General features: G+C 66.4%; 1 protein-coding gene. It reads right to left on the bottom strand.

What is annotated here, in order from left to right; genetic code table 11:
* The coding region (locus tag M5B96_RS32405) for a condensation domain-containing protein (protein WP_248801240.1) at positions 1 to 560 on the bottom strand (560 nt) is incomplete at both ends.

The following is a 560-nucleotide window of genomic DNA, read 5'->3' as shown; positions in this document are numbered from 1 at the left end:
CGAGCAGGGCGTCGAGCAGGTGCAGCAGGTGACGGCTCCAGCGCGCGATGGTGCTTTCGTCGAACAGATCGGTGGCGTACTCGAACTGGCCACGGATGCTTTCACCGTCGTCATTGAGCGACAGGCTCAGGTCGAACTGGGTGGTGCCGGTGGCCTGGGGCAGCGGGGTCAGTTCCAGGCCGGGCAGGGCCAGGGCCTGGTCGCGAGGGGTATTGCCGAGTACCAGCATGGCCTGGAACAGCGGGCTATGGCCGAGGCTGCGCTCCGGTTGCAGGGCTTCGACCACCTGTTCGAAAGGCAGGTCTTGATGGCTGTAGGCGTCGAGGGTGGTGGCCTTGATCTGCGCCAGCAACTGGTCGACGCGGCTGCCGGCCTGGACATCGACGCGCAAGGCCAGGGTGTTGACGAAAAAACCGATCAACGCCTCGGTTTCCTGGCGCGGGCGGTTGGCGACCGGGGTGCCGACCACCACTTGCGCCTGGTTGCTCAGGCGCGACAGCAGGATCGACCAGGCCGCCAGCAGGGTCATGAACGGGGTCAGGCCCTGCTGCTGGCTGAAC

This window comes from Pseudomonas sp. MWU13-2105 (assembly GCF_023242315.1).
Taxonomy (GTDB): Bacteria; Pseudomonadota; Gammaproteobacteria; order Pseudomonadales; family Pseudomonadaceae; genus Aquipseudomonas.
The sequence above is the reverse complement of the archived record's forward strand: the minus strand, read 5'-3'. Positions and strand labels throughout refer to the sequence as shown.